Genomic DNA, 25,636 nt, shown 5'->3' on the forward strand with positions numbered 1-25,636 from the left:
CAATTAATCGACAATTGTTTAGCAAAGGTAATCGTTTTATATGTCCCTAATGGTTCACAATTTTGTGGTTCATCGTTTGTCATTGTCTGATGATGGCAAATTGCATTTTATTCCTCGCTCTAGTTGCTTCGAATTATCGAGTCAAATAGAAACGTTATCTCAGCAAATGCATGCCGCATATAATGCAAAACCAGCAAAGGGGGTTAGGTGGTTTTTCTGATGACAATGAGTCTACTTTCTCTGATGAGTTAAAAGCAGTAAGTGATAAAACGCTTGAATTTTATGATTTCAGTGTCAGCAGTGGTAAGTCTTTGTTAGAAACGCTCGTTAATGATGAAATGGTCGAAACTGGTTTTTTGATTTTTGCGCACTATGAGTATTTAGCGACAGAATATTTAATGATTTGCTTGTTAGATAGCAAGCAACAAATCGCGGTTAATCAAGATTTAAATCTTAACTATTCTGAACAACTTGAACTGTCAAAAATGCAAATTGCAGTACGTATTGATATGACACAGTGGAAAATAACGCCAGATCAATTTCGTTATGTCAGTTTCATTAAAGGACGAATGGGACGCAAAGTATCGGATTTCTTTATGAAGTTTATTGGTTGTGAAGAGCAAGTTGACGTTAAACAGCAAAATAAACAGTTAATGACTCAAGTCGATACTTATTTAGCGTCCCAACAAGCGGATCCCAAAGAAAAAAATGAACACCGCGCTTCAGTTGCAAATTACTACAAAGAACAAATTGCCAATGAGGAAGACGTAAGCATAAAAGACCTCGCGCAAATTTTGCCAAAAGATGAAGACGAGACAATCGATTTCGAAGCCTTTAATGCACAGGTTGAAACGCCGTTAGAACCCAGTTTTCAACCAGATAAAACCATGTTGAAAGGGTTGGCAAAATTTAGTGGAAGCGGCGGGGGAGTCACAATTAATTTCGACCGCAACCTTTTGGGCGAGAGAGTAATCTACAATCCTCATACAGATACCTTGATGATAAAGGGAATACCACCTAACCTTAAAGACCAATTAATGCGCGCAAGCACAGATGAGCAAGAGTAAAGATGAAGTTATTTGTAAATGATTTAACCGTAATGGACTTCTCTTACTTGTGCCCACAGCGTGGTATGGTCGGAGAAAGCTGGATCGTTGACATCATCCTTGACGGCGGCTTGAACGAAGAAAGCATGGTGCAAGATTTTGGTATCGTCAAAAAAGAGCTCAAACGCGTGATTGATGATTATGTCGACCATAAGCTGGTTGTTCCGGCTGAATATCATGGTACTAAAGTCGTTCATCAAGAAGAACAAGAAAGGGTCAGTGTTGATTTTGAATTTGCAAACGATCAGCATATCCATCTTTATTGTCCGCCTGAAGCGTATGCATTTGTTTATTCTGAGCAAGTCGACAAACAAAGTGTTAATGCTTATTTGAAAGAAGTCATTGCAATTCATCTACCCGAAAACGTTCAATCAGTTGAAATTACGCTACGAGATGAAGAGATCCCCACACCTTTTTATCACTACACGCATGGTCTCAAAAAACATGAAGGTAATTGTCAGCGAATTGCTCATGGCCACCGTTCAAAAGTGTTGATTTATGAAAATGGCGAAGAAAGCCTTGCTCTTCAACAAGCATGGGCAGAAAGGTGGGCTGATATTTATATTGGTACCCGCGAAGACTTGGTCTCTGTAAAAGCCTTATCTCATTCTCTTGGGTTGTCTGATGATGATTACTTCGCATTTAAATACGAATCTTCGCAAGGCGTATTTGAAATGGCTATTCCAAAGTCTGTTTGTGAAATTATTGAGACTGACTCTACGGTAGAGTGCTTAGCGCAATACATTTACGATGAAATTAAGACGGAAAATAGTAATTTAATCGAAGTGCGTGCGTTTGAGGGAGTGGGTAAAGGTGCAATTGTTCGAGATGAATAGACGTTCAAGCACGCTTAAAAAACTATTATTCGTGGGTTGGGTTTTACTCTTGGGTGCAAGTGCAAATGCAAATGCAAATGCAAGTGCAAGTGCAAGTGCACAAGATGAAGTGCTAGCAAATGAACTGCAATTAACAGGTGAGTTAACCCAAGGCAGCCTGATCAGAGGCACTTTACCCGTTGGTAGTGAGATAAAACTCAACGGCAAAAATATCAAAATTAGCAGTGCTGGCGATTTTGTCTTTGGCTTTGGAAGAGATGCAAAGCTTAACCATGTTGTTGAATATAGGTTACCAACTCAAAGTGCGTTTCAAAAAAAGACCTTAACCTTGAGTGCTCGTGAATATGATATTCAACGAATCGAGGGGGTGGCTAAAAAATATGTATCGCCACCTGCAGAAGTGACCAAGCGTATTCAAGCTGATAATCGAAAGATTGCGAAAGCTAGGGCGACAGTTTCTGATTTAACCGCATTTCAGTCCGATTTTATTTTACCTTCAAAGGGCAGAATATCAGGTGTTTATGGCAGTCAGCGTGTCTTTAATGGGCAACCAAGGCGTCCTCATTTTGGTTTAGATGTTGCTGCACCAATAGGCACCGCGGTGGTTGCGCCCGCTGATGGTGTAATCACCTTAGTTCATAATGATATGTATTACTCTGGCGGCACGTTGATCATGGATCACGGAATGGGGGTATCTTCTACCTTTATTCATTTAAGCAAAATCCATGTAAAAGAAGGCGAAGTCGTTAAGCAAGGTCAGTTGATAGCGGATATTGGTGCGACTGGCAGGGTGACTGGGCCGCACCTTGATTGGCGGATTAATTGGTTTAAAGAAAGACTCGACCCCGCGTTACTGGTTGAATTGCCGTCTGCAGGATCAGTTGATTAAGCCAATCCATGACTCGAATTTTGCTGAATCACGGATCTCTATAGCAGCCGTATCAAAAGGTGCACGCCTTACAGACAGTTTCACTTTTAGTAGGCGGCCCGCTCTAAACAGATGAATATTGGCAGTGCTGTCTGCCTCTTTCGCGTTTAATAGGCGAGGAAAGTGGTCAGCTGTGACTTGCCATCCATCAAAACTTATCAATTTATCATTAACTTGTATGCCTGCATTAGCCGCCGCGCTTTCGGACGTAACCGATTGAATAAGTAATCCACTGTCACTGGCCTTGTATACTGCGCCAAACTCATTGCTTGTTTGTGTACTGTCTACTAATCCGCCTTTGTCACTGGCTGACAGACGCGCCCGCATCGTTAATTTCAAACCAATTGAATCTAGTAAGGTTTGCAAAGGTAAGTCCATCGTCGTGTGTACTGCTATGTCCAAAAATGGCTTAATATCAATGCCATAGTTTTGTTTGCATATTTCGATAACGACTTCATCATTTGTACCTAGCTCATCCTTACCAAACTGATGCCAAATATCAGTGATTATATTGTCCAACGAGACTTTATTATCACTGAGTTGTCGCAGTGTAATATCTAAGCAAAGCGCGATTACAGCACCTTTGTTGTAATAACTGACGATATGATTAACTGAACCCGCATCTTGCTTATAAAACTTATGCCACGCATTAAAGCTAGATTCGGCAACTGTTTGATGGTGTCGCCCTGGCGTGCGCAATAAACGAGTAATTGCTTCAGATAGAATCTGTGCATAGCGCTTGGGCGTTATTAATTTGCAACGCGCGAGGCTTAAATCATCGTATAAACTAGTAAACCCTTCATAAATCCAAAGTTGATTGGTATACACCTCAGCACTTAAATCGGGTTTTAACATCAATTGTGGGCGTGACTTTTTGACATGCCAAGTATGTAGTAATTCATGGCTACAAAGGCTTAGAAACTGTTGATATTGTTCACTTCTGTTTGAAAATTCATGTTTCATAGGTAAATGGAAGCGTGGAAATAGCAATGCGGTTGACGCCCGGTGTTCTAGCCCACCAAAACCATCATCGGCGAGCAAAGTTAAAAACCAGTACTCTTTACAAGGAATACTGCCGAATAACTCGATATGATGTTCACAAATTGGAACGAGGTCTTCGCAAATTTTGGCGATGTCAGTTTCGGTTCTGCCAGTGAATACCAAATGAAATTTCGTACCTGATACATCGAAGCTTTGTTGCTCAAGCGACCCAATTAGAATGGGGTGGTCGATAAGTTCGTCATAATTAGCAACGGTATAAGTTTCATTTTCTAAGGGTAATGAAGTTGCAATTGTCCATGTGTCTGGAATTGAGGATTTTTCAAACATTACCTCGCATTTCGCATCTTCGAGTTCTCTTACGTGTAGAAAACCACTCGTGCCATTTATAAAACCATATTCATCTGATAAATAAGCACTTCTTACAGATAAGTCAAAAGCATAAATAACATATTCTACAAAACAAGCCTGTTTATTATTGGTAACAGACCAAGTTTGTTTATCAAGTTGCTCTACCTTAAGTACACTGCCGTCCTGAGTATGCGCAAGTATGCGATGAACGTTTTTCGCGAAGTCTCTGATCATATAACTACCCGGAATCCAAGCCGGTAACTGAAGCGTCAAGGCATTGAATTCATTGTGTGGGACACTTATTTTGACAGAAAAAAGATGTTCGCTTATGGATAAAACTGATAATTGATATGAAATGGTCATTTAGTTTTCTAAACATGGTTTACCTTGACTAAATCATATCATCAAAGCAATTTATAAGATCAAAACTTGTTTGTGATGAGGAGCAAAGTTACAATGAGATGTTAAATAAAGGTTAAATAATGGGCTATTCACCTAAACATCTTGTTTAGTTATCTTTGTAGCACTGCCAAAGCAGGAAATAATATGCGAGAAATAGATAGATTAATGTCACACTATGGTGAGAGTCATCAAAATAAAATGAATGTTTTGATTCACACTATTGCGGTTCCGAGCATCTTTTTTGTCACACTTGGGTTGGTTTGGTCGATCCCAATACCAGAATTTATGGCAGCAATGGATGTCACGTTTGCTCACGTCGCATCAATCCCGGTATTGTTTTACTACTTTAAGTTATCCGGTCCTATGGGAGCGGCCATGACGCTTTTAATAATAGCTTCTTTTGGTTTAATTAAGTTATTAGTTGCCCTTGATATATCTGTTTGGGTTTTTTGCTTGGGTTTATTTGTTGTGATGTGGATTCTACAGTTTGTGGGCCATCATATAGAAGGCAAAAAGCCATCGTTTTTTGAAGACCTTCGTTACCTTTTAGTCGGGCCATGTTGGTGGTGGGGACACTGGTTTAAAAAGATGAACATTAGTTACTGAGTCGGCACATTTGTGTCGATTACCCCAATAACGTAATTTTATCCAAAATTTCAACGGTATAATCGTTTAAATTCTTTTTCTCTAACCACGATTTTTCTATTGGTACCGCTATTGGCTTTTCTTGTGCTTCTGCGACCATTATGTTCTGCATTTTATCTACACAGCATTTCACAGCATAAGTCCCCATACGAGTTGCTAACAAGCGGTCTTCAGAAGATGGTGAACCGCCACGTTGAACGTGACCGAGTGTTAACACTCTTACATCGACTCCCGTTTCGGATGCCAGCGAGTCAGCTAGAACATTTAAGCCGCCAGGCCACAGGTTTTCAGTCACAGTAATGACCAAGCTAGCGAACTTTTTATTTTTTCTACGGCTATCCAATTTGTCTATAATCTTAACTAGCTCTTCTCCAGCAGTGGTAAAGCGCTCGGGGACTAACACGTGATCGCACCCTGCGGCAATTGCTGAATTTAGGGCAATGAAGCCCGCTTTATTGCCCATTACTTCGACTAGAAATATGCGTTCAAAGGCTTCTGCTGTGTCTCTGACCTTATCGATCGACTCTACAGCAGTTTGAATCGCTGTGTGGTAACCAATCGTAAAATCGGTACCACAAATATCATTGTCAATAGTACCGGGTACACCAACAACGGGCTTGTTCCAAACGCTTTGCAGTTTAGCTGCGCCCCTAAATGAACCATTTCCGCCGATCACAATGAGTGCATCAACGTTATTAGCATCAAGATTTTGAGCAGCAAGTTCGACAAATGGGTCTTGTTTAAATTTGTCACAGCGAGCACTATACAAAATCGTACCGCCTCGTTGAATTAGGTTATAGACGCGCGTTGGATCTAATTCGATAAACTCTTGGTTAAGCAAACCATTGTAGCCATGTTTATATCCAACTGTTTTGATACCAGCGTGCTCAGCAGTTAAGCATATAGCTCTTATACACGCATTCATCCCCGGCGCATCGCCACCCGATGTCAAAATCCCAATTTTCTTGACTGTCATTTGAAACCTTTATTATTTTTATTGTCGTATATAGATTAGTCCGATTAGCATACCAAAAGTTTTAACATGGAAAACATAAAGTGAAAAAAATAATAATACTTTGTCTGGTTTTATTTATTAGTGGTTGTTCAACGAAGTTTGTATATAAAAATATAGATTGGTTAGCCTATTGGTATCTAGATGATTACATTGAACTCAATAATGAACAAAAAGAAGTGTTTGATGTAAAACTAAATGAATGGCTTGCTTGGCATAAGCAAATTGAATTACCCAAATACATTGATCATATCGCTGAATTGAGCACTGATGTATTTGACCAACAACTAAGTCTAGAAAGGATTCAATATCACCAAGACAAAGCGCAAGCACATTGGAAGCGATTGCGTGCTCGCGTCGTTCCTGATGCGGTTGAAATGTCGCCAATGCTTACTGATGAGCAAGTCACATACCTGTTCGCTGCGCTAGAGAAAAGGAACTTGGAAAGAGAGGAAGAAATACAAGAACGAAATGAACAAATACCCGAAAAACGAGCAAAAAAAGACTGAAAAACAGTTTAAAAGATGCGCAAACTTGGTTGGGTAAATTAACCGAAGAGCAGGAGCGTTTAATCGAGAATACACTACCTCAGTTTTACTCAAATTCGCCGCTGTGGCTCGAATATACAAGAGCTTATCAGAATGAATTACGTTTGTTGTTTGCAAAAAGTGACCGAGGAACCTCATTCAAAATGGCCTTGCAAGATTTACTGCTCAACCCAGAACAGTTCAGAAGCGAAGAACTCGTTGACCGGAATAAAAGTAATGCTGAGCTTTATAAAAACATGCTGTTGACGATGATGGTACTATCAACCGAAAAGCAACGTACACATTTTGTTGAGGAAGTCGCTGAGTACAAAGAAGATTTTGTCGATTTATTGAACTGATTACTTAGTGGATGATTTGATATTGGTGACCAAGAATGTATCTTTGTTGACCAATTTAGGCTGTGCATTTAAGCTATAGGCGGATTAAGAACAACTTGCAGTCATTATGGATTTATCCGAGCTGGTAGTAATGGTAGTTGATGATAACGAAATGGATCGATATATCCTTTGCCGTCAGCTAAGTGATTTAAATATTGCTTCAATTACTCAGTTAGCAAGTCTTGATGAAACGATGTCGCATCTTCGATTAAGTATGGAATCTGGTGCAAATATTCCTCACCTTATATTGCTAGATTATTACCTCGGCGATACTACCGGAAGTGTTTGCGCTAACCAAATAAAAGCCTTGTTTAAGCAAGTGGATTTCAAATGTCCTATTCTAGTGCTCATGAGTAGTGCGAGCATCGCTGAATTAGAAAACGAGCAAAACACCTTTGATGCATGCTTATCGAAAGGCACTTCTATTAGTGATTTATCATTAACCCTACAAAACATTTTTAATTAAAAATATGACTTCTGACTTTGAGAACAGCAATCAAACATCTAATGATAAGTTTTTTGAATTAGCTTATCGCAGCCTTGCTAGTTCTTTTTTGAATTGTGAGCGCTTAGTCGAAACTATAATAGGTGCGCCTCTCACTTGGCATTTAAATACTGAATACCACAGTATATTCAACACAGCATTGAGCTTAAATAGCACAATTGATGCTAACCCTTCTGATATCAAACCATCATTAACGCTTGGCGTTGCAAATCAACGCAGTAATGTATTCGCCTTGCATGATGATGAAGAAAGACTAACAAACGAACGTTCTTATATTGCAATATCAGAAGATGTATATTTGACCGAGCAACAACGTCAATCCATACAAATGATTGCTCAAATACTTGCAAACCAAGTCAGTTTATTTAAGCAACAAGACTCAATCAAGCAAATGATGCGCTTGCACGAGCTTACCTATGATGCAAGTAACGATAAAATTTTTGTAAAAGATGAAAAGTTTCGCTTGGTGATGGCTAATAAGGCCTTTATGAATATGTATCCTGAAGACCAGCGTGATGAAGTGATTGGCTATACAACACTTGAAAAATATCGACCAGATGAAGTCGAAGCATTTTTAGAAAACGATCGTATTGCATTTGAGCAAGGCCGGTCAGAAGTCATTGAGAAGCTTTTAATGCCAAATGGTGAAATGAAATCACTTTTGACGATAAAAACGCGTTTTAAAAATGATGCGGGAGAACCATTTATACTGGGTGTTGCTAGAGATATAACAGAAAAAGAAAAGCTTATTGAGGCGCTAAGTCTTTCAAATAAGGATTTAGATGAATTTGCAAATATCGCATCTCATGATTTGCGTGCGCCACTGAATGCCGTGAGAGGCTTGCTGCAACTCGTTGAGCTTGAGGAAGATTTAGGGGATGAAGGCCGAAGTCATATAGCTATGGCGTTTAAACGCCTTAACTCAATGGATGCCTTGTTGTCAGACTTATTGCTATATTCAAAGGTGGGACGTGAAAACCACGAGTATGAATTATTAGCATTAGAGCAAGTAGTTGATGCATGTAAGCATCGTATAGAGATGCCCGATACATTTACACTTTCTTGTGACCAAGCAAGCTTTAAGCTACCGAAATTCCCATTGACAATGATACTCACCAATCTAATCTCCAATGCAATCAAGCATCACGATAGGGGCGATGGTCATGTTCAAGTCAAGTATGAACGTTTACAAGCACAGCATAAAATTTCAATTATTGATGATGGCCCTGGCATTGAATTAAGCGATCAAAAGAGAATTTTTGAGCGGTTTATTAGGCTTAAAAAATCAAGAACACACGGAACTGGCTTTGGCTTAGCGTTAGTTAAAAAAGTCATGGATTATTACGAGGGTGAAGTGACGATTGAATCAAATGGTCGATCCGGTTCATGCTTTACCTTATTATGGCCAATCAACAATTATAGTTGATTTGTCCTCTTGCGCTTATCCCTTGTTGGGAAGTCCTCAATACAAAACTGAATAAGCATGAGTGTTGAGGTTTCGATACTTAATTCGCTTTACCATTGAGCTCCCAAGGCGCATATTGATGAAAGTTAACCTCAGGTAAGTGGGATTATGCGTGGATAAATTTTTCTGCGTCTGGTTTTATAATTTCAAACTTCTTTTTATGTGCTGCTCTTAATGGCATGCAATTAGTGAATCGATAGAGTTCTCGACACTCTTTAATAAAGGCACCTTCAGGTTTATCGGTACTTTCCATTAACTTGATAAGGCATTGCATCAAATTGAGAGTCACACCAATATTGGTGTTTGAAATTACCTTCGCTTTTTTGAATTCAGTATATGCAGCTTTAAAGTTACCAGTGCTATATAGTTCGATACCTTTTTTATTATGAGTAATGTATCGAGTGCGTTTATCTTTAGCACTCTCTAACTCACTATCCATTAAATATTGAATGTTAGAATCAACCTCTATTTCTTGGGATTTGAGTGCGTTAGCGACTTTATTTGCTTCTTCATAATCGCCTAAATCAAACATTGCTTTGAGACTATCCGGCGCAAGTCCCAAGGGGTATTCAGTAAAATTATCTTCAATTTTGATCTGTGCTTCCTCTAATGCTCGCTTCGCTTCGGTATGCTTGCCTTCAAGGTAAAAAATTCTAGAGTGAATAATGCCTTCAAAAATTTCAAAATCAAAACCGTCCTGATGCTTTGCGGCGATATCGTCATGTTGCGATCGTTGTAAAGCAAGTAAGGCCTCTTGTTTTAGTTTGTTTTTCGCATTTCTATTTTCAGCCTGCTCAGCGGCGTCTAGAATACTTCTAATGTAGCTGCACATGTGATTAATATTTCTATGAACAGAGCGCTGGGATAACTCCCATATTGCTTTTGCTGAATCCATAGCAGCTTGGTAGTTTTCGTTGGCTCGTGCAATGTCACACACACGATAATGACGTTCAATCGAAAGAGGGGATAATGCAAGTGCCTCTTGAATATAGCCTAGCGCTTCTGGTTTCATATTGTTATGTAAGCAAGCATCTGCAATGATGTCATACGCTTCGACATTATTCTTTGAGTTTTCGATGGACCTTTTGCCAAGTTCAATGGCTTTTGAATAATTCTTTTTGAGCAGTTGCGTTTTTGCCATTGACGAGAGCGCCCATTGAATTTCTCGCTCCTTAAGGATGTCATCAAGGATACTCTCTGCTTTATCAAACTCTTCTAACTTCCAATACAGTTGGACCATTATCTGAATCAAATGCTTTGTGTATTTAGAGCCTGTTTCTAAATAGTGCTTACAGGTTTCAATCGCTAATTTGTAGTTGCCGTGTTCAATTTGGCTGTATAGCGCATTGAGCGACACTCGACGGTTACTGGCTCTCGCAATTCGTGAGTTTAACTGTGCTTGAGAAAATGGCTTTATTAGATAGTCGTCGGGTTGTTTTTCTAGCGAACCTAGCACCATTGATCGTGCGCTATCTCCACTAATCATAATAAAAACAGTACTTGGGCTAATAAGGCGTCTTTTTCTTATTTCTTCTAAAAATTCAAATCCATTCTTTCGGTTTGTACCCAAGTGGAGGTCACATACAACAACATCAAATGCAGTCTTCTTGCATGTTTTCAATGCAGTTTCCGCCGATAATTCAGTGATAATGCGTTTAGCACCTAAGCTAATCAATAAGCCTTTTAGTAGCATAGCAAAGGGCCTGCGGTCTTCTACCACTAAGCATCGCTTACTTGAGTAGTCTAGCTTCTCCATTAACTAAGTTTACCTAAAATAGATTTGATGTAAGGCATTACATCTGAAATGAGTCTATAGCTTTATATATCGATGATTAAACGGTTTTCTTGAGCTTTTGTGGCATTTTGCCGATATCACAATTAAGGCAATTTATTAATGTTTATCGATGGCTAACATCACCCCCATTCAGATAGTTGAGCAAACGCGGTTCAACAACAGCATAGCATCTGCATCTAAACAATCAGACGCTTCTTTGTTTCGTCTGCTGCTCGCGATGGCACATGGAGATGCGACCCAGACTTTAAAAATAAAGTCAGATAATAATGATGGATTTGTTGTCTCACAACCCGTTTCTTATTATCGCAATCCAGCTTTCAAACAATCTAGCGCAGATTTCTCTCTTCAAAACGAATATTCAAAAAGTGTTCAGATTAAAGATTTCACACACATAACATTGCTTAAGTGTATTCACCCACAATCCTTATCTGCATTTGATGACCCGTTGCATATAGACCAGGAAGTATTAGAAAATAGTGCGCTACCTGCCAAGCAACGGTTGGCGAAACAAGCCCAAGCATTATCCAATTTAGATCATTCAATAGAAGTAGGAAATGAAATCGATCAAGAGCCCACATTACTGTTTGATATTTTAGAATCTATGGACCAAATAAGACTGTAGATTGATACAGATCAATTGACCATTCACCACCATTTCTGCTATCTTGCGCGCGCAATTTTGCACTGGTCTTACGCTCCAATTAGCAAATAGGAATTTTATGAACTCATATATCGTGTGCGCGATGTACAAATTTGTCGCGCTTGAAAATTACAAATCTCTCCGTCAACCACTGTTAGACTTTATGCGCGAGCAAGATATCAAAGGCACTCTTTTACTTGCTGCAGAGGGGATTAACGGCACGGTATCAGGCACACGTGAAGGTATCGATAGTTTACTTGCATACTTAAATGCGGATGAACGCATTTTTCCAGTCTCATATAAAGAGTCCATTCATGAGGAGCAACCCTTCTACCGCACCAAAGTAAAGCTCAAAAAAGAGATTGTGACAATGGGGGTAGAGGGTATTGATCCTCGCCATACGGTAGGGACTTATGTAAAGCCAAAGGATTGGAATGCTCTCATTTCTGACCCAGATGTCACATTGATTGATACTCGCAATGAGTACGAAATTGAAATAGGGACGTTTCAAAATGCGATTAATCCAAATACCGAAACATTTAGAGCTTTCCCTCAGTATGTGGCAGAAAACTTAGATAGCACTAAACACAAGAAAGTCGCTATGTTTTGTACGGGGGGGATTCGATGCGAAAAATCAACCGCTTACTTGAAAGAACAAGGCTTTGAAGAAGTTTATCATTTAGAAGGTGGCATATTACAATACTTAGAAGACGTGCCCAAAGAAGAATCAATGTGGGAAGGTGAATGCTTTGTTTTCGATAATCGCGTTGCGGTTAATCATGACTTAGAAAAAAGCCATTATGAACAGTGCTATGGTTGTCGTTTGCCGATAACTGAAAACGATATGCTTTCTGAAAAATTTGAAGCAGGCGTCACTTGTCCTAAATGTTTTGGAAAACACACCGAAGAGCAACTAGCCCGTTTTCGCGAGCGAGAAAAGCAAGTAAGGCTTGCCAAACAGCGCAATGAAGAGCATGTAGGTAGTGAGGCACAAAAAATACTCAGTCATAAACGTCGTGAAAAAGCAAAGGCTCAAAGTGAGCGTGCTTTGGAGAAAAACCAAGCATTAAACGAGCAATAGCCTAGACTTTGCCCGCGATAAAAGAGTAAACTTGTATAAAAATAACAAGGGCATAGCATGGCGCAAGATAAACAACTAACAGCAGAGCAAATTGCTGAAGTACGCTCCGATTTTGACTTTTTTGACCGAGATAAAGACGGTTCTATTGATATGCAAGAGTTTATAGAGCTTTTGACTGTATTATCGCCAAAAACAAAAGCAAGTCACGTTCAGGATGGTTTCTCGCTGATTGATACGAATAATGATGGTGCAATTGATTTTGAAGAATTCTTAGAATGGTGGAAAGAAGGTTGGTGGGAGTACTAAGTGCTTAAACCATCTAAAAAAGGTAATACGAAAAGCGCTTTTAAAGCGCTTTTTTTGTGGACAAAATTTATATTCCAAAACCTTAGTATGTTTTAAATTAATCAAGATTAATAGACAACTATCACTATATGAATGTTGCACACTGTCGTTTCTCGCGCCAAAGTATTGATGAAAATACAACTCATAATCAAGGACATCTCTATGCTTACGCTTTATGGTTTCGACGTTAGTAACTACCACAATATGCTAAAACTCGGTTTTGCGCTTAAAGGGGTAGAGTACACACAAGTTGATACTTACCCAAATCAAACAAAAGAGTATTTACAGATATGTCCAACAGGCAAGGTACCCGCATTAAAAACAGATCATGGTGTGTTAATTGAAACAAATGTGATTTTGGAATATATCGACGCCATGTCAGAAAAAAATCCTCTCTATCCTAAAGATAGTTTTGAATCCGCTAGAGTTAAAGAGCTTGTCAAAATGATTGAATTATATATCGAACTGCCGGCTCGGCGTTGCCATACAGAGGCGTTTTGGGGTGTCCCCGTTCATGAGAATACAAAAAAAGAGGTTAAAAGAGCATTATTTAATGGCATGCAATCTCTGTCTCGTGCGGCATCGTTTAAGCCGTATGTAGCTGGTGATACTTTTTCAGCAGCTGATATCTTTTTCTTATACTCAGTTGACCTAGCGTCATCGGTGGCAAAAAAGTTATTTGATGTGGATTTATTCGAGCATGCACCGGGCTCAAAAGAATTGATGAAACGTTTGAATGAGATGCCGGAAGTGATTGCAATAAGTGAAGCTAGAAAAGCAGCAACACCTGCATTTCACGCATATTTGAAAGAAGCGTTTAAATCGAGTTAGTATTTTAAATTCTTATTGATTTTGCGGTTCGAGCCCTTTATTTTGAAAGGGCCGAGGGGAAGTGTTATCAATTTGCCTTCGCAATATAAAAAAGCCCAAACGCATGTAAGTTTGGGCTCGGTGTTTCTAATTAGCTTTTTTAATTCACTTTATTTAGATGGATTAACGTAGTATTTTTCACCCGTTTTTTTCGCATTATAGGCAGCTATATTCTTCGGCTCCAAGACTTCTGCAAGTGTTAGCTCAGCACTAAAATCAAGCTTAAATGTGCTGTCGATTTCATCGGCTACGCGTTTGTGCATGGCCAATACTTGTTTAATATCGAGTTTTCCTAAGAAACGCATTAATAACCATCCACCGATGCTCCACGTCATGCCGTATGCTCGGTTTAATGTAGTAGGGGAGAAATCAAGACCACCGTAAATATAGACTTGTTTATTGTCAGCTGAACCGTAAGTATTAAAGCCTGTCGCGTCTTTACTACCTACCATTTCCATTGCCGTTAAAATATCACTGACTAACTCACCACCGCCAATGGCGTCAAACGCGAGCGTCGCGCCTGTTTCTTCGATCGCTAAATAAAGGTCTTTTTTAAAGCTATCACTTGAAGAATTGCAGATATATTTTGCACCAAGTGACTCAAGTATTTCGACCTGTTCTTGTTTACGAACGATATTGACTAGCTCAATACCTTCCGCCATACAAATTTTGTTGAGCATAATGCCTAAGCTACTGGCAGCAGCGGTGTGCACAAGTGCTTTATGGCCTTCTTGGCGCATGGTTTCAACCATACTTAATGCGGTAAGAGGATTAACAAATGAAGACGCAGCTTGAAGTGCAGTAGTACCTTCGTTGTGAAGCATCACAGCTTGAATAGGTACGCAGCAGTATTTTGCATAAGTGGCGCCAGATAACACTGCAACCATTTTGCCGATTAAGGCTTGAGCTTTTGGATCTTCGCCTGCCGCAACAACTATGCCTGCGCCTTCATTTCCAATCGGCAGTTTTTGGTCTAAACGAGATTTAATACGAGGCAGCATACCTTTGTGAACCGGTGCGCTTAGTGTGTTGCCAGACAATGATGCTTCGCGTAAATCTGCTGGGCCAAACATTGGCCACATATCTGAGGGGTTGATTGGCGCAGCTTGAATTTCCACAACCACTTCATGTGGTTTTGGTGTCGGCATTTTAACTTCGTCTAATGTTATTTTTAACTCGCCTTGAGAGCTTATTTCGGTGAACAGTTGGGTAGGTGTTGTCATTTTTTATTCTCATCGGTTGTTCAATATCCCGATAAGTTAACATGCCGTTAACAGCACCAACACTTATACAAAATGTTGGTTTACTATCAATTTAATTAATGGATATGCACGAATTATATAGATTTTGCTTCTGCGCTATTCTTTTAATCTGAATGCTTAAGGTTTTCTGTTGGTTCTTCAGTATCAATTGAAGCACTGTTATCAAGTGGCCTAATTTTCCGTTTCACAGGAATGAATCCAGCATCTACTGAACCCTCAGTAAGCAAACGTTTTGATGATTTTTTTAAAGATGAATCAAAGGAACTATTGGCTTTTTTATTACCAGCTTTAGACTTAGTACTTTGCTGTTTAGATGTGATTTTTTTCTTTGCTTTCACGCCAGAAAACTTTGTAGTCACACCTTCAATTTCAGAAAATTCATATTCCTGATTCAATTTAGTCTTGACTGCTTGGAAGCTTCCCCAGTCTTTGCGGCTAATAAATGACTTTGCTTCACCTTGATTGCCAGCCCGTCCGGTTCGGCCAATTCTATGGATGTATTCATCTGCAAACTTAGGCATGTCGTAATTAATGACGAGTGCGACGTTAAGTAAATCTAAGCCACGCGCTGCTAAGTCTGTGGTGACCAATACATCTTGTTTACCACTGGTAAAGCTATTGATAACAGCCGAACGTTGATTTTGTGCGAGTTCACCATGTAATACAGCTGCAATCATTCCTGCTTTTTCTAGTTGTCCGGCAATCCTAGCGGTATCTTCGCGGGTAGCTGTAAATACGATAGCTTGTTCGCGATCTTTTATCGTTAGCGCTTTGAGTAACAACATATCTTTGTGACTTACCCCATCAGACAAGTAGAAAGACTGCTGAATATCAATATGTGGACTCGACTGTTCATCTATTATGATTTTTTCAGGCGCATTTAGCATTTGATGTGTCATATTGTGAATCGCTGCACTATCAATGGTCGCTGAAAACATCATAGTCTGGCGCTTTCTATGTTTTGCTTTGTCATTAATAAGATGCAGTTGTTGAGAGAATCCTAGTTCAAGCATTCGGTCAGCTTCATCAAGGATTAATAATTCTATCCCGTCTAAAAAGAAATGCTTATCGCCAATATGGTCTGCAATCCTACCAGCCGTGCCAACGATGATATCCGGGTTTTTGCGCAGCACTTTGGCCTGGTCATTATAATTCTCACCGCCGACGACGAGTGTGACTGAAGTCGGCAATTTTTGTGTGAGTTTCTTGGCTTGCATAAACACTTGTTTAGCCAGTTCTCTAGTAGGAGCAAGGATAATTGCTCTTGGATCTTGTCGAGATAGCGGTTTTTGAGTCAGTAAGCGATTGACTGCCGGAATTAAAAACGCCAGCGTTTTTCCTGAACCTGTCTTTGATGATGCTAAAATATCCTTTCCTAAGATACCAGCAGGTATGCTTTTTTGCTGAATCATAGTGGGTTGAGTTAATTGCATTATCTCTAAACATTTCTTGATTCTGTGGTCTATCGGAAGATCTTCAAATAACACGTATGGCACTCTTTAATTCATTTGCGCGTATTATCTAGTAATTGAGATAATTAACCAACTTTTATCTATCTTTCATCTATCCAAGGCTGTCTGGGTATGCATGACAATGAATGTTAGTAAAGATGGTATGGTTATTTGAAAAGGATTTGGGGTAGTTTGCTTTTAATACTTTTATCGAGCAATAGAAATTCATAGCTCGATAAAAGTATCGATATTCACTATTTAATCTAAAATCATTTCAGGAACGTTTTCACCAACAATCAACTTGCCTGCGGTTTTTTCTATAATTTCTTCGATAGACACACCAGGAGCGCGCTCCTTAAGGTGAAAAGCTTGGTCTTTGACTTCTAACACCGCTAAATCAGTAATAATACGCGTAATGCAGTTAACGCCGGTTAGGGGGAGAGTACAGGCGGGTAGGAGCTTTGAGTTACCATGCTTATCCGCATGGGTCATCGTGACTATAATGTTTTTAGCGCCAGCCACTAAGTCCATTGCACCACCCATTCCTTTTATCAATTTGTTAGGAATCATCCATGAAGCGATGCTGCCATTGACATCGACCTCAAAAGCTCCCAACACTGTAAAGTCAACGTGCCCACCTCGAATCATGGCAAAGCTTTCCGCAGAACTGAAAATTGATGCTCCGGTTGACGCGGTTACCGTCTCTTTTCCTGCATTGATCATATCAGCATCGACTTCCTCTTCGTTTGGATACGGGCCCATGCCTAACAATCCATTTTCTGATTGAAGCATGACAGAGATATCGTCTGGAACAAAATTTGCCGCCAAGGTTGGAATACCAATACCTAGGTTCACATAGTCTCCATCTTTGAACTCTTTTGCTACTCTCATTGCAATTTGATCTCTTGATAAGGCCATGATTATTTACCTCCCTTAGCAGTCACTAATCTTTCTATACGCTTTTCAAAACTACCTTGAATAACGCGGTCTACATATATACCTGGTGTATGGATTTGGCTTGGCTCAAGTTCCCCGGGTTCGACGATTTCTTCTACTTCCAGCACGGTGATTTTACCGGCTGTCGCCGCCATTGGATTAAAGTTCATTGCGGTATGGCGATAAATACAATTTCCATAACGGTCAGCTTTGTAGGCCTTAACGATTGCAAAATCGCCTGTGATAGCTTCTTCTAGAATATAGTTGCGCCCGTTAAACTCTCTCGATTCCTTGCCTTCGCCAACAGGAGTACCGTATCCAGTTGCAGTGTAAAAAGCAGGAATACCAGCGCCACCCGCTCTCATCTTTTCGGCGAGCGTGCCTTGCGGTGTAAGTTCTACTTCAAGCTCGCCATTTAATAATTGTTGTTCAAAAAGGGCATTTTCGCCTACATATGAAGACACCATCTTTTTTACTTGCTTGTCTTCTAGTAAAACCCCAAGTCCAAATCCATCAACGCCACAATTGTTTGAAACAATCGTCAAGTCTTTCACTCCCATGTGTTTTATTTGACCAATTAGACCCTCTGGAATACCACATAGGCCGAACCCTCCGGCGATAACTGTCATATCGTCTTTTAGGCCCTCCATCGCTGCTTCGTAGCTAGTTACTACTTTGTCAAACCCTGCCATTTGATTCCCCTTTTTCAAAATTTAACGCATATATGCTTAAAGTATTTAATAAAGTTGGCTTTTTGTAAAATTGAATTAATATGTATATTAATAAATTATATTTATCAATTAGGTGTTGTTTTGAATGTTACCCATAAAAATATAGTCGCCTTTGTTACGATTGCAGAATTAGGCAGTTTTGCCGAAGCATCAGAACGCCTATTTATTTCACAACCTGCGCTTTCGACTGCGATTAAAAACATGGAAGAAAGCATCGGTGGCAAGCTATTTTCGCGTTCTACTCGACGCGTTAGTTTAACACCCGAGGGTAAAGAGTTTTTACCTGTTGCAAAGCGTCTTTTGAACGACTGGGAGACAGCGCTTAGCGATGTAACTAGTTTATTTAAATTACAAAGAGGGGTTTTGAATATCGCTGCAATGCCATCTTTTGCTGATGGAATCTTGGCTACCAACCTTGCTAACTATCATAATAATAACCCCAATATTCAAATACGTTTACTCGATGAAGTCATGGAGCGAGTCATACAGCATGTACAAGATGGAAGGACCGAGTTAGGGTTTGTTTTCAGACCCAATGATTTGACTGGGTTAATATTTACGCCGCTCATAGAAGATAGTTTTATGCTCGTCGTCAATAAAGAGCATAAATATGCAAGTTATGATCGAGTTGAGATTGAGCAACTCAATAGTATTCCCATGGTGTTCATGAATCATGGCTCTAGTATAAGAACTTGGATTGATAATAACCTTGAAAGTCTTAATATAAAGCCAGATATGATCGCAGAAACTTCACAGTTCAGCACCTTAGGTCAGATGGTAGCGAATGGCATGGGTGTAACGATTGCACCAAAGATATGTCGTCAACTGATGCTTTCAAAAGGTTGTGTTTGCGTCAATTTTTCAAGTAATGAGTTTACTAAAGAAATTGGTGTGTTAATGAAAAAACGCGGAAAATTATCGAGCGCTGCTCAATTATTTCTCAAAGAACTAAGTAAAAACCTAAGAGTCTCTACCACTTTTTCTTAGGAGCAAATAGTGAGTCGATGTCCTCTTTCTTTTCTTCTCCGGCTTGAGCTTGAGTGATTATATTTTTAGCGGCGGCGGAATCAATACCACTGAGCATCTGTTCAAACTCTGCGGCACGAGAAGTCGTATACTCATCTTGAGGGTTTTGTTTCTTTAACGCACCAATGGCTTTTTCTACATACTGTTTGGCAGAACCCTGCATATTGGTGCGGATGGCATCATTTGCTCTTTTACCAAGGGTTTCAACGTTTACACGTAATTGAAGCTTTTCTAGAGTTTTGTCTTCCGCTGTAAATACTTTTGGTGGCACATTCCCTTTTTGATTTTCAGATCGCAATATCACGCGAAGCTTTTTAATCGCCTGAATGTACTTAATAATAACTTTATCACTTTGAGGCAATCGAAAAGTGCTTAAATCAGGGGCTGGTTCAGTCTCGTCGATATTTTTGATAACGGCCGTGATGTCAGCAATTCTCTGCTTTGTGTCAGGTTGAGGGTTTGATTCAAGGCTTTGCTTTAAAGCATTTAAAATGCGCTTGTGGAGAAGGGCAATCAACTGCTGAGAAACGGGCATTTGGCCTGCTAAGGTTATTGCACTTTCGGTGTCATCAATGATTGATTTTTGCCTTGCCATTTCATCACGAAGTTCGGCTTCCTTTCTTTCCTTATGTTGCTGAATAGCACTTGCCGCAATACCTGCAAGTATCAATACAACTATAAGAATGATGATCATCGCGTACATGGTTTTGATGTTTCCTTTATTTCTAGGCGCAACGCTATGGTAAGTACAACTGAAAAATACTACCGCCAGTTGCAGCGCAATTGGACAGCTTTATGCAACCTTGTTTATCTTTGTTTTTGTGTGTTTGTGCGATCATTCTCGCAAAATAAAGCCCTAAACCAGTTCTACCTTCGTTTATACAGTATTTGTCTAATTTAACATTGCTCATATGCAACATGTTATCAGGATAGCCCGGTCCATTGTCTCTCACACTTATAACTAGGTATTCATTTTCAATACTAACAGCAATGGATATTGTACTAGCGCCATATCTTACGCTATTGACGATAACGTCATGCATCAACAAGAACACGAGATCCTTATCTAAGTACCAAGATAGGTCTTCATCAACATCAACCGTTACATTAATGTCTCTTTGTTTGGTATAACTTAAGTTCGTGTCAACTAATTCCTCGACCAATTCATCTAAAAAACATTCATCTATATTCGTTGGTAATGCATCCATATCGGCTCGATATAGCGATAAAACCTGTACTAGTGTTGTGTTCATTCTATTTGCTTCATAATGAACGTCAGTTAGATGTTGTCTTGCCTGATATTCCTTGTCGGAAATTTCGTTAGACAGTTGTTCAACAGATTGCATCAAGAGGCTTAATGAGTTTTTCATATCGTGAACCGCGACGGCCATGATTGTTGGAAAATCAATATCGGCTAAACCAGGTTGTTCTTCTTGATTCATTCTTTAGCGACTACACAATTTCTTCATTAGACCTTTATCGGCAAATTAAACGAGAAATGGAGTAATAATTAGGGCGTCGTAAAATTAATGAAAATTCTTATGCATTTTTATAGCTTTTTAAGCAAAATTTAGATATAAAAATGCATATACCAAATTAAGTAAGCCGACTTACCTAATTTCTGCGTCAAATCGCTCTCAAATCAAGGCTGGATAATGAAGTTACAACAACTCAGATACATCGTGGAAGTGCTGAACAACAACTTAAACGTTTCTGCAACTGCAGAAAGTTTATATACCTCTCAACCTGGGATCAGTAAACAGGTAAGAATGTTAGAAGATGAACTGGGTATTCAAATCTTTGGAAGAAGTGGAAAGCATCTGACTCACGTGACCGAATCTGGTAAAGATGTGATTAATATTTCGCGTGAGATACTCGCGAAAGTAGAAAGCATAAAAGCGGTTGCGCGCGAGCATACGTTGCCCGATCAAGGCAAGTTGAATATTGCGACAACACACACTCAGGCACGCTACGCGCTGCCTGACGTGATTCAAGGCTTTATGACTAAGTTTCCTAAAGTATCTTTGCATATGCATCAAGGTACGCCTTCGCAAATTAGTGACTTAGCAGCGAAAGGAGAGGCAGACTTTGCGATTGCCACTGAGTCACTGCATTTGTACAACGACTTAGTGATGTTGCCATGCTATCACTGGAACAGAAGTGTCATCGTCAATAAACAACATCCATTGGCTAAACGAGGCACAATTAGTATCGAGGACATTGCTAAATACCCGTTAGTCACCTATGTTTTTGGCTTTACTGGTCGTTCTGAATTAGATCAAGCGTTTGATCGCGCTGGCTTAGAACCCAAAATTGTATTTACCGCGACCGACGCAGATGTAATTAAGACCTATGTCAGATTAGGCGTAGGAATCGGTGTGATAGCTTCGATGGCCGTTGATGATGAATTAGACTCTGACTTGGTTAAAATTGACGCGAGTCATCTGTTCGATTACAGCACGACTAAGATTGGCTTTAGAAAAGGGTCTTTTTTGCGTAATTATATGTACGACTTTATTGAGCGTTTTGCACCGCACTTAACCAAAGAAGTGGTAGAACGTGCAATGATGCAAAAGAACAATGATGAAGTAGAGAAAATGTTTAAGGGCTTAACGCTGCCAGTAAAGTAAGGTTTTTACTTCAAATTTAGGGGTGCAATATTGCGTAGATTTAGCACTCAATAATATTAACTGCCAGTCCACCTCTGGCAGTTTCCTTATATTTAGTCTTCATGTCGTTGCCTGTATCCCACATCGTTTTGATGACTTTATCTAACGATACTTTGTGGTTACCCGTTCCACGTACTGCAAGTCTTGATGCATTAATCGCTTTTATCGCACCCATCGCATTTCGTTCGATACAAGGCACTTGGACTAGCCCGCCAACCGGATCACACGTCAAACCAAGGTTGTGTTCCATGCCGATTTCCGCTGCGTTTTCAACTGCATGAATTGACCCGCCCAAAATTTCAGTTAATGCACCAGCAGCCATAGAACAGGCTACACCGACTTCTCCTTGGCAACCAACTTCGGCACCAGAGATTGAGGCGTTCTTTTTATACAAAATACCAATCGCAGCGGCGGTTAATAGATATCTACAAACAGTATCATCATCCACTGGTCGAATAAATTTATCAAAGTAATGTAGCACCGCAGGAATAATACCAGCCGCGCCATTTGTGGGTGCTGTAACTACTCGGCCACCTGCTGCGTTTTCTTCATTCACTGCCAGTGCAAATAGGTTCACCCAATCCATTGCGAGCATTGGATCTGTGCTATGTTCATTCAGTAGACGTCGATGCAATGCAGAGGCACGGCGGTGTACTTTTAAACCACCTGGCAATATGCCTTCGGTACTAATTCCGTTTTGCACGCACTCTTGCATTACCTGCCATATATCAACGAGTCTTGAGCGCAATTCTGTTTCTGGCATAAATGCAGTTTCGTTTTTTATCATTAGGCTACTAATTGAGAAACCGTTTTCTTGGCAAATACTGAGTAATTCAGATGCTTTGCTGAATGGAAATGGAGCGTCAATCTGTTGCTGCGCCAATTTCTCGTTCTTTTGAGTTGCAAAATCAGCTTCTTCTACAATAAACCCACCGCCAATTGAGTAGTAGGTTTTCTCTAAAACAGCTTCGCCCTTTGAAAACGCACGTAAAGTCATTGCGTTTGCATGTAAGGGGAGGGTTTTACGGCGATGAAAAACAATTGCATTTTGTTTAGGAAATTTGATCTTGTGCTCGCCTAACAGCATGAGCGCTTGCGAATTTTCGATGTCTAACAACATCTTATCGACCAATTGAACAGGCACACTTTCAGGCTCATAACCCAATAACCCAAGGATGACAGCTTTTCCAGTGCCATGTCCTTTACCCGTTTGCCCTAACGAGCCAAAAAGTTCAGTTACGACTTCATCAATGCTTTCAAGTGGACCTTGATTTTTTAACAATTCACAAAAAGTAAAAGCGGCGCGCATGGGACCAACGGTGTGTGAACTCGAAGGGCCAATTCCAATGCTAAACATATCAAATACGCTGATCATATTGCTTCTCTTACGGTTTTTATGATTTTTCAGTTTGGCAGAACTTAACAGATTAACAAATGATTATTGCTAATCAAATGCATTAAAATTGCTAATGAATTGTAAATTAGTTATTTTTGCTCATGCTAACTAACATTGAAAAGATGAGCTCTGAGCATGGCCAAGATACCTGCTGTGGCACCCCAAATGTATCGATCTTTATAAGGAATAAAATAAACGGGCGCTTCGATTCCGTTTCGTGAAACATATTGAACCAATAAATTCTTTTCATCCATCAAATAACTGAGCGGAACTTGAAATACTTCTGCAACTTCGTTTTGATCAATGAAAAGTTGAGTATCGATATCTACTGGTGTTTCGATATGGGCTAAAATAGGCGTGACTTCAAATCCGCTGATGGTTTTAAACTCAGGTAGTTTGCCAATGACTGAGACACTGTCTGCTGGTAGCCCAATTTCTTCTTCCGCTTCACGCAGCGCTGTATAAACAATATCGTTATCTGATTCTTCGTATTTACCGCCCGGAAAGCTAATTTGTCCTGCATGATGCACTAAGTGTTCAGCTCGTTTGGTGAAAAGTATCTGAAGTTCACCATCGATCAATTGAGATGCAATTAAAACAGCTGCAGGGCGCTTTGAAGTCAAGTGAGGGTAGTCATGCACCGGGTTAGCTTGCCATGCTTGATTAAACCTTTTGAGTAATTCATCTAATTGCATTTAATCACTCCTTGCTGTTTTATCAGCGAAGTCATTACTCAACACGGGCAGTATTTTTGCAACTTTGTGCAAGCTTTCTTGATATTCGTCTTGCGCATCTGAATCTAATACGATTCCGCCTCCAGCCCAACAATACAAGTGATTATTTTCAGCTAATATTGTACGAATGCAAATACTTGTATCCATATCGCCTCGAATACCAATGTAACCAATACTACCGCAATATATTGCCCGTTTGTTTTGTTCTAGTTCTTGGATAATTTGCATGGCGCGCACTTTTGGCGCACCCGTGATTGAACCGCCAGGAAATGCACCTTTTAGCAGTTTGACCGGACTCGAATCAGGCTTTATTTTTCCTACGACGGTACTCACCATATGATGCACCGCGGGATAGCTTTCAAGCTTAAATAAAGCGGGTACTTTGACAGAGTGAGCAAGACAATGCTTACTAATGTCGTTTCTTAACAAATCGACAATCATCAAATTTTCGGCTCTGTCTTTCTCTGCATTTAATAGTTCATCGCTGTTCCGTTTATCCTCAACAGGATCGTTTGAGCGAGGTCTTGTACCTTTTATCGGTTTGGTTTCTACGTTGTCATTTTTAACTTGCAAAAATCGTTCAGGGGACAAGCTAAGAATCGAATAGTCGTGATGCCGAAGAAAACTTGAGAAAGGCGCTTTATTAATCGTTCTTAGGTGTTTATAAGCTTCCCATTCACAACCTTCGTATTGCGTTCTAAATTGTTGTGCATAGTTTATTTGATAACAATCACCCGCAACTAAGTAGTCTTTAATGCGCCCAATGTTTTTTATATAGGTGGCTTGGTCAACGTTAGCTTGCCAGTGCTCGTCAATACTAAACGCTTGGTGAGTGTGTTGCTGCGGTTTGCTGACACGTTGTGAAATTTGTGTCAAAAGCTTACGTTCACCTAAGTGACAATACAAAACTTGATTTGTATGATTATCAAAAATGATGGATTCGTCATAAATACCAACCGCGAAATCATCAGCAAAATGTTCAGGTGTTGTTTTAATAATATCTGGGTTAGTGATGCCGTCTATTTGGGTGTTTAGATCATAAGCAAAAAAGCCTAGCGCACCGACTAAAAAGGGTAGCTTGTGCGCTTGTAACCAATCGTCTTCTAATTGAATAGATTCAGGCACTGAAATACGTTTTGAAAACTGGCTTACTGCTTTATCTAAGTAATCAAACGGGCAGTTGGTATTGAGTGCATTTTCTAAATCACTGGACAATGATAATTGTCCGTTCTTAGCCCTTATAGTAGAGACAGGCTGGGCAACAATAATATCGAATCGTCCATCGCTTAGCTTATTTTCACAAGTATCCAAAAGACCAGACCAAGGCAAGTGTTGTAAGCACTCAAACACTTCTTCTAGTGTTTTGTTCTGCAAGTCTTGTGGAGCTTCAATAATTAATTTAGTAGGTGAAGACAATAAATACACTTCCTTTAGCGCAACAAAAAGACATCAAATTTGCATAACGCGACCAAAGTTTGAATAGAAATTTGGCGGTTTTTTAGTATGTTACGTAGTATACTAGGTAA

Annotated in this window: 25 protein-coding genes and 1 pseudogene; 14 read left to right on the forward strand and 12 right to left on the reverse strand. The window is 39.8% G+C overall.

Annotated elements, in window-relative coordinates; all coding sequences use genetic code 11:
- Window positions 1-40: 40 nt before the first annotated feature.
- The 3 genes and pseudogenes from yejK (at window position 41) to KUL10_RS00105 (ending at window position 2,831) form a co-directional block, all read left to right on the forward strand.
- Window positions 41-1,067: pseudogene (gene yejK / locus KUL10_RS00095) on the forward strand (nucleoid-associated protein YejK).
- 2 nt (window positions 1,068-1,069) lie between these two features.
- Window positions 1,070-1,942 carry a 6-carboxytetrahydropterin synthase gene (locus KUL10_RS00100; protein ID WP_110426880.1) on the forward strand — a complete coding sequence of 291 codons (873 nt, stop codon included), beginning with the start codon at window positions 1,070-1,072 and terminating at the stop codon, window positions 1,940-1,942.
- Window positions 1,935-2,831, forward strand: a complete 897-nt coding sequence (locus tag KUL10_RS00105; protein ID WP_110426881.1) for a M23 family metallopeptidase — start codon at window positions 1,935-1,937, stop codon at window positions 2,829-2,831. The genes KUL10_RS00100 and KUL10_RS00105 overlap by 8 nt, the downstream gene beginning before the upstream one ends.
- On the opposite strand, the gene KUL10_RS00110 is transcribed toward KUL10_RS00105, so the two are convergent.
- Window positions 2,820-4,583 (reverse strand): M61 family metallopeptidase, encoded by a 1,764-nt coding sequence (locus tag KUL10_RS00110; RefSeq protein WP_110426882.1) that lies wholly within the window; start codon window positions 4,581-4,583, stop codon window positions 2,820-2,822. The genes KUL10_RS00105 and KUL10_RS00110 overlap by 12 nt on opposite strands.
- 183 nt (window positions 4,584-4,766) lie before the next feature.
- Here KUL10_RS00110 and KUL10_RS00115 point away from each other — a divergent pair, with 183 nt between their 5' ends.
- Window positions 4,767-5,228 (forward strand): DUF962 domain-containing protein, encoded by a 462-nt coding sequence (locus KUL10_RS00115; protein WP_110426883.1) that lies wholly within the window; start codon window positions 4,767-4,769, stop codon window positions 5,226-5,228.
- Between the two features lie 19 nt (window positions 5,229-5,247).
- On the opposite strand, the gene KUL10_RS00120 is transcribed toward KUL10_RS00115, so the two are convergent.
- A complete protein-coding gene (locus tag KUL10_RS00120) occupies window positions 5,248-6,243 on the reverse strand; it encodes an ATP-dependent 6-phosphofructokinase (protein WP_110426884.1) in 996 nt (331 codons plus the stop codon).
- A gap of 80 nt (window positions 6,244-6,323) precedes the next feature.
- On the opposite strand from KUL10_RS00120, the gene KUL10_RS18915 reads away from it, so the two are divergent.
- From KUL10_RS18915 to KUL10_RS00140, 4 genes are all read left to right on the forward strand, one after another.
- Window positions 6,324-6,788, forward strand: a complete 465-nt coding sequence (locus tag KUL10_RS18915) for a DUF6279 family lipoprotein (RefSeq protein ID WP_110426885.1) — start codon at window positions 6,324-6,326, stop codon at window positions 6,786-6,788.
- A 29-nt stretch (window positions 6,789-6,817) separates the two neighbouring features.
- Window positions 6,818-7,165: a hypothetical protein gene (locus KUL10_RS18920; RefSeq protein WP_110426886.1), complete on the forward strand. Its 348-nt coding sequence runs from the start codon at window positions 6,818-6,820 to the stop codon at window positions 7,163-7,165.
- Between the two features lie 106 nt (window positions 7,166-7,271).
- Window positions 7,272-7,670, forward strand: a complete 399-nt coding sequence (locus KUL10_RS00135) for a response regulator (RefSeq protein WP_110426887.1) — start codon at window positions 7,272-7,274, stop codon at window positions 7,668-7,670.
- Between the two features lie 4 nt (window positions 7,671-7,674).
- Entirely contained in the window at window positions 7,675-9,135 is a 1,461-nt protein-coding gene (locus KUL10_RS00140) for an ATP-binding protein (protein WP_110426888.1), read from the forward strand.
- A gap of 145 nt (window positions 9,136-9,280) precedes the next feature.
- On the opposite strand, the gene KUL10_RS00145 is transcribed toward KUL10_RS00140, so the two are convergent.
- A complete protein-coding gene (locus KUL10_RS00145; RefSeq protein WP_110426889.1) occupies window positions 9,281-10,930 on the reverse strand; it encodes a tetratricopeptide repeat-containing response regulator in 1,650 nt (549 codons plus the stop codon).
- Between the two features lie 148 nt (window positions 10,931-11,078).
- Here KUL10_RS00145 and KUL10_RS00150 point away from each other — a divergent pair, with 148 nt between their 5' ends.
- From KUL10_RS00150 to KUL10_RS00165, 4 genes are all read left to right on the forward strand, one after another.
- Complete coding sequence (locus KUL10_RS00150; protein ID WP_110426890.1) at window positions 11,079-11,591, forward strand: hypothetical protein; 513 nt, start codon at window positions 11,079-11,081, stop codon at window positions 11,589-11,591.
- A gap of 97 nt (window positions 11,592-11,688) precedes the next feature.
- The gene (locus KUL10_RS00155; protein ID WP_110426891.1) at window positions 11,689-12,690 is read left to right on the forward strand and encodes a rhodanese-related sulfurtransferase; all 1,002 of its coding nucleotides are present in this window, start codon (window positions 11,689-11,691) and stop codon (window positions 12,688-12,690) included.
- 57 nt (window positions 12,691-12,747) lie between these two features.
- Window positions 12,748-12,996, forward strand: a complete 249-nt coding sequence (locus tag KUL10_RS00160; protein WP_110426892.1) for an EF-hand domain-containing protein — start codon at window positions 12,748-12,750, stop codon at window positions 12,994-12,996.
- Window positions 12,997-13,197: 201 nt separating this feature from the next.
- Window positions 13,198-13,866 (forward strand): glutathione S-transferase, encoded by a 669-nt coding sequence (locus KUL10_RS00165; protein ID WP_110426893.1) that lies wholly within the window; start codon window positions 13,198-13,200, stop codon window positions 13,864-13,866.
- A 149-nt stretch (window positions 13,867-14,015) separates the two neighbouring features.
- On the opposite strand, the gene KUL10_RS00170 is transcribed toward KUL10_RS00165, so the two are convergent.
- From KUL10_RS00170 to KUL10_RS00185, 4 genes are all read right to left on the reverse strand, one after another.
- Complete coding sequence (locus KUL10_RS00170; protein WP_110426894.1) at window positions 14,016-15,128, reverse strand: zinc-binding dehydrogenase; 1,113 nt, start codon at window positions 15,126-15,128, stop codon at window positions 14,016-14,018.
- Between the two features lie 143 nt (window positions 15,129-15,271).
- The gene (locus tag KUL10_RS00175) at window positions 15,272-16,654 is read right to left on the reverse strand and encodes a DEAD/DEAH box helicase (protein WP_110426895.1); all 1,383 of its coding nucleotides are present in this window, start codon (window positions 16,652-16,654) and stop codon (window positions 15,272-15,274) included.
- A gap of 222 nt (window positions 16,655-16,876) precedes the next feature.
- Window positions 16,877-17,536: a CoA transferase subunit B gene (locus KUL10_RS00180; RefSeq protein WP_110426896.1), complete on the reverse strand. Its 660-nt coding sequence runs from the start codon at window positions 17,534-17,536 to the stop codon at window positions 16,877-16,879.
- A 2-nt stretch (window positions 17,537-17,538) separates the two neighbouring features.
- Window positions 17,539-18,246 carry a CoA transferase subunit A gene (locus tag KUL10_RS00185; RefSeq protein ID WP_110426897.1) on the reverse strand — a complete coding sequence of 236 codons (708 nt, stop codon included), beginning with the start codon at window positions 18,244-18,246 and terminating at the stop codon, window positions 17,539-17,541.
- A gap of 120 nt (window positions 18,247-18,366) precedes the next feature.
- Between KUL10_RS00185 and KUL10_RS00190 the strand changes: the two genes are divergently transcribed.
- Entirely contained in the window at window positions 18,367-19,272 is a 906-nt protein-coding gene (locus tag KUL10_RS00190) for a LysR family transcriptional regulator (protein ID WP_158525285.1), read from the forward strand.
- On the opposite strand, the gene KUL10_RS00195 is transcribed toward KUL10_RS00190, so the two are convergent.
- Both KUL10_RS00195 and KUL10_RS00200 read right to left on the reverse strand, forming a co-directional pair.
- A complete protein-coding gene (locus KUL10_RS00195) occupies window positions 19,256-20,014 on the reverse strand; it encodes a hypothetical protein (protein ID WP_110426899.1) in 759 nt (252 codons plus the stop codon). The two genes, KUL10_RS00190 and KUL10_RS00195, sit on opposite strands and share 17 nt — an antisense overlap.
- A 34-nt stretch (window positions 20,015-20,048) precedes the next feature.
- Window positions 20,049-20,753: a sensor histidine kinase KdpD gene (locus KUL10_RS00200; RefSeq protein ID WP_110426900.1), complete on the reverse strand. Its 705-nt coding sequence runs from the start codon at window positions 20,751-20,753 to the stop codon at window positions 20,049-20,051.
- Between the two features lie 213 nt (window positions 20,754-20,966).
- On the opposite strand from KUL10_RS00200, the gene cysB reads away from it, so the two are divergent.
- Window positions 20,967-21,941, forward strand: a complete 975-nt coding sequence (cysB, locus tag KUL10_RS00205) for an HTH-type transcriptional regulator CysB (protein WP_110426901.1) — start codon at window positions 20,967-20,969, stop codon at window positions 21,939-21,941.
- A 40-nt stretch (window positions 21,942-21,981) separates the two neighbouring features.
- Here cysB and KUL10_RS00210 read toward each other — a convergent pair whose 3' ends face one another.
- From KUL10_RS00210 to pabB, 3 genes are all read right to left on the reverse strand, one after another.
- Window positions 21,982-23,355 (reverse strand): L-serine ammonia-lyase, encoded by a 1,374-nt coding sequence (locus tag KUL10_RS00210; protein ID WP_110426902.1) that lies wholly within the window; start codon window positions 23,353-23,355, stop codon window positions 21,982-21,984.
- Window positions 23,356-23,480: 125 nt separating this feature from the next.
- Window positions 23,481-24,071, reverse strand: a complete 591-nt coding sequence (locus KUL10_RS00215) for a CoA pyrophosphatase (protein ID WP_110426903.1) — start codon at window positions 24,069-24,071, stop codon at window positions 23,481-23,483.
- On the reverse strand, window positions 24,072-25,526 hold the full coding sequence (gene pabB, locus KUL10_RS00220; RefSeq protein WP_233499654.1) for an aminodeoxychorismate synthase component I: 1,455 nt from the start codon (window positions 25,524-25,526) through the stop codon (window positions 24,072-24,074).
- Window positions 25,527-25,636 lie beyond the last annotated feature (110 nt).

The organism is Glaciecola sp. KUL10, assembly GCF_003203515.1.
Taxonomy (GTDB): domain Bacteria; phylum Pseudomonadota; class Gammaproteobacteria; order Enterobacterales; family Alteromonadaceae; genus Glaciecola.

What these genes read in the sequence shown, in the direction of transcription:
- KUL10_RS00150 (WP_110426890.1), top strand. Translation starts at nt 11,079, where the DNA reads ATGGCTAACATCACCCCCATTCAGATAGTTGAGCAAACGCGGTTCAAC.
- KUL10_RS00140 (WP_110426888.1), top strand. Translation starts at nt 7,675, where the DNA reads ATGACTTCTGACTTTGAGAACAGCAATCAAACATCTAATGATAAGTTT.
- KUL10_RS00170 (WP_110426894.1), bottom strand. Translation starts at nt 15,128, where the DNA reads ATGACAACACCTACCCAACTGTTCACCGAAATAAGCTCTCAAGGCGAG.
- KUL10_RS00215 (WP_110426903.1), bottom strand. Translation starts at nt 24,071, where the DNA reads ATGCAATTAGATGAATTACTCAAAAGGTTTAATCAAGCATGGCAAGCT.
- KUL10_RS00135 (WP_110426887.1), top strand. Translation starts at nt 7,272, where the DNA reads ATGGATTTATCCGAGCTGGTAGTAATGGTAGTTGATGATAACGAAATG.
- cysB (WP_110426901.1), top strand. Translation starts at nt 20,967, where the DNA reads ATGAAGTTACAACAACTCAGATACATCGTGGAAGTGCTGAACAACAAC.
- KUL10_RS00210 (WP_110426902.1), bottom strand. Translation starts at nt 23,355, where the DNA reads ATGATCAGCGTATTTGATATGTTTAGCATTGGAATTGGCCCTTCGAGT.
- KUL10_RS00200 (WP_110426900.1), bottom strand. Translation starts at nt 20,753, where the DNA reads ATGAATCAAGAAGAACAACCTGGTTTAGCCGATATTGATTTTCCAACA.
- KUL10_RS00180 (WP_110426896.1), bottom strand. Translation starts at nt 17,536, where the DNA reads ATGGCCTTATCAAGAGATCAAATTGCAATGAGAGTAGCAAAAGAGTTC.
- KUL10_RS00195 (WP_110426899.1), bottom strand. Translation starts at nt 20,014, where the DNA reads ATGTACGCGATGATCATCATTCTTATAGTTGTATTGATACTTGCAGGT.
- KUL10_RS00110 (WP_110426882.1), bottom strand. Translation starts at nt 4,583, where the DNA reads ATGACCATTTCATATCAATTATCAGTTTTATCCATAAGCGAACATCTT.
- KUL10_RS00115 (WP_110426883.1), top strand. Translation starts at nt 4,767, where the DNA reads ATGCGAGAAATAGATAGATTAATGTCACACTATGGTGAGAGTCATCAA.
- KUL10_RS00165 (WP_110426893.1), top strand. Translation starts at nt 13,198, where the DNA reads ATGCTTACGCTTTATGGTTTCGACGTTAGTAACTACCACAATATGCTA.
- KUL10_RS00160 (WP_110426892.1), top strand. Translation starts at nt 12,748, where the DNA reads ATGGCGCAAGATAAACAACTAACAGCAGAGCAAATTGCTGAAGTACGC.
- KUL10_RS00185 (WP_110426897.1), bottom strand. Translation starts at nt 18,246, where the DNA reads ATGGCAGGGTTTGACAAAGTAGTAACTAGCTACGAAGCAGCGATGGAG.
- KUL10_RS00145 (WP_110426889.1), bottom strand. Translation starts at nt 10,930, where the DNA reads ATGGAGAAGCTAGACTACTCAAGTAAGCGATGCTTAGTGGTAGAAGAC.
- KUL10_RS00105 (WP_110426881.1), top strand. Translation starts at nt 1,935, where the DNA reads ATGAATAGACGTTCAAGCACGCTTAAAAAACTATTATTCGTGGGTTGG.
- KUL10_RS00155 (WP_110426891.1), top strand. Translation starts at nt 11,689, where the DNA reads ATGAACTCATATATCGTGTGCGCGATGTACAAATTTGTCGCGCTTGAA.
- KUL10_RS00100 (WP_110426880.1), top strand. Translation starts at nt 1,070, where the DNA reads ATGAAGTTATTTGTAAATGATTTAACCGTAATGGACTTCTCTTACTTG.
- KUL10_RS00120 (WP_110426884.1), bottom strand. Translation starts at nt 6,243, where the DNA reads ATGACAGTCAAGAAAATTGGGATTTTGACATCGGGTGGCGATGCGCCG.